The sequence below is a fragment of the Stenotrophomonas pictorum JCM 9942 genome, assembly GCF_001310775.1.
Classification (GTDB): domain Bacteria; phylum Pseudomonadota; class Gammaproteobacteria; order Xanthomonadales; family Xanthomonadaceae; genus Stenotrophomonas; species Stenotrophomonas pictorum.
Genome location: NZ_BAZI01000528.1, coordinates 1 through 1500 on the forward strand (window position 1 = coordinate 1; position 1500 = coordinate 1500).

3 protein-coding genes and 1 pseudogene are annotated in these 1500 nt (G+C 68.4%); all 4 read left to right on the top strand.

The window, feature by feature from the left end; genetic code table 11:
* Window positions 1-604: pseudogene (locus JCM9942_RS20355) on the top strand (hypothetical protein); the annotation flags it as partial.
* Window positions 550-1017, top strand: a complete 468-nt coding sequence (locus JCM9942_RS20800) for a tetratricopeptide repeat protein (protein ID WP_425478366.1) — start codon at window positions 550-552, stop codon at window positions 1015-1017. The pseudogene JCM9942_RS20355 and the gene JCM9942_RS20800, both read left to right, overlap by 55 nt.
* On the top strand, window positions 945-1145 hold the full coding sequence (locus tag JCM9942_RS19475) for a hypothetical protein (RefSeq protein ID WP_054660799.1): 201 nt from the start codon (window positions 945-947) through the stop codon (window positions 1143-1145). Before JCM9942_RS20800 ends, JCM9942_RS19475 begins: the two co-directional genes overlap by 73 nt.
* A partial coding sequence (locus JCM9942_RS15730) for a BatD family protein (RefSeq protein ID WP_172675164.1) occupies window positions 1142-1500 on the top strand: 359 nt, incomplete at its 3' end. The genes JCM9942_RS19475 and JCM9942_RS15730, both read left to right, overlap by 4 nt.

The following is a 1500-nucleotide window of genomic DNA, read 5'->3' on the forward strand; positions in this document are numbered from 1 at the left end:
ATCACGTGCCGCGGCGGTGCGGGCTGTGGCGGCCGGCTACCGGGTTTCGGTGCTGGGGCTGGGCACGGTGAAAGGCGCGGCCTATCGTGACCGGCGCGGACAGATCGTTCAGACCCATCTGGATGCCCCGGCGCTGCAGGCGCTGGCCAGCGCTGGCGCGGGTCGCTACCTGCAGTTGACGGCGAGCGATGCGGATCTGCAGGCACTGGGCGTGCTGGAGCCGCGCCTGCATGGCGGCGACAGCCCGAAAGAGAAGACCGGCAAGATCTGGCAGGACGAAGGTTATTGGCTGCTGCTGCCGCTGATGCTGCTGGCGTTGCTCGCCTTCCGGCGCGTCGGTGGGATCTCGGCGCTGTTGCTGTGCGTGCTGCTGCCGCTCGCGCTGCCGGCACAGGCGGCGGAGTCGAACTGGTGGCAGCGGGCCGACCAGCGGGATCACCAGCGTCTTGCCGAGGGCGTGGATGCCTACCGCAAGGGCGATTTTGCCGGAGCGCAACGCCATTTCGAAGGCATCGCTACGGATCAGGCTGGTACAACCTCGGCAATGCGCTGGCGCGCCAGGGCAAGTACGACGAAGCCATCCAGGCCTATGACCGCGCTTTGAAACAGCAGCCGGGGATGCCTGATGCGCTGGCCAATCGCGCCGCGGTCGATGCCGCACGCAAGCGCAAGTCGCAACAGGGCCAGCAAGGCCCACAGGGGCAGCAGGACCAGAAGGGCGACCAGGGCAAGCCGGAATCTTCACCTCCGCAAGCCGGCAAGGACGGTCAGCCGCAGAACGACGGGACGCTTCATCGCCGTCGGCGCAGGGCAAGGACAGTGCTGCGGCACCTTCCCAGTCCCCGCAGCCCGGCGGTCAGGCGCAACCCACGCCTGAGCAGACACCACCGCAGGGTGAAGATGCGGGCAAGCAGCAGGCCGCCGACCAGGCCCAGCGGGAGCGCATGCGCCAGGCGATGGGCCAGGGGCAGCAGGGCGAGGCAAATGGAAAACCGGCACGGCAAGGTCCGCCGATGACGGCCGAAGAGCGCGAGCGGCGCCAGGCGGTCGAGGCCTGGATGCAGCGTGTGCCGGATGAGCCGGGCAATCTGCTGAAAACCAAATTCCAGCTCGAGTACGAGCGGCGCAAGCGGGAAGGGCGATGAAGAGCCGGAAAACACGGGGGTGGCTGCTGTGGCCGCTGCTGGCGGTGTGGCTGCTGGGCAGCGGACTGGCGGTGGCCGAAACCCGCATGTGGCTGGACCGCGACAGCCTGGCCGAGGGTGAAAGCACCACCTTGCTGATCGAAACCGACCAGGCCGGGGTCAGTCCCGACTACACGCCGTTGCAGGCCGATTTCATCCTCAATGGGCAACGCAGCAGCCGGCAGTGGCAATTGGCCAACGGGCGACGGGTCCAGAAGTCGCTGTTCGAGGTATCGCTCACGCCACGCCATGCCGGTGTGCTGGCGGTGCCGGCGCTGCGGGTGGGCAGCGAGCGGAGTGGCCCGCTGCGGCTGGA

What these genes read in the sequence shown, in the direction of transcription:
- JCM9942_RS19475 (WP_054660799.1), top strand. Translation starts at nt 945, where the DNA reads ATGCGCCAGGCGATGGGCCAGGGGCAGCAGGGCGAGGCAAATGGAAAA.